Source organism: Mesorhizobium sp. M2A.F.Ca.ET.037.01.1.1 (assembly GCF_003998075.1).
GTDB lineage: Bacteria > Pseudomonadota > Alphaproteobacteria > Rhizobiales > Rhizobiaceae > Mesorhizobium.
In genome coordinates, this window is sequence record NZ_RZSA01001869.1 from 1 (window position 1) to 392 (window position 392).

Below are 392 nucleotides of genomic sequence, written 5' to 3' on the forward strand. Positions count from 1 at the left end.
TTCCTCGTTCGTCCAGTTGGTGACGACGATCGGGTGTTTGGTCTTGATGCCGAGATCGTTGAGCGAGCGCACGACTTCCAGCCCGCCGAGCACGCCGAGCACGCCGTCATACTTGCCGCCGGTCGGCTGGGTGTCGAGATGGCTGCCCACATAGACTGGCGGCAGACTGGGATCGGTGCCCTCACGGCGGGCAAACATGGTGCCCATCTCGTCGAGCCCCATTTCGAGGCCGGCGGCCTCGCACCAGCGCTTGAACAGATGCCGGCCCTCGCCATCCTCGTCGGTCACGGTCTGGCGATTGTTGCCGCCGGCAATGCCGGGGCCGATCTTCGCCATCTCCATGATGGAATCCCACAAACGGTCTGAATTGATTCGCAGATTCTCGCCGGGGG

At 63.8% G+C, this 392-nt stretch carries 1 protein-coding gene; it reads right to left on the reverse strand.

All coding sequences use genetic code 11. From position 1 onward, the window contains the following. On the reverse strand, positions 1 to 392 hold a 392-nt coding region (locus EOA27_RS40225), incomplete at both ends, for a M20/M25/M40 family metallo-hydrolase (protein WP_245491450.1).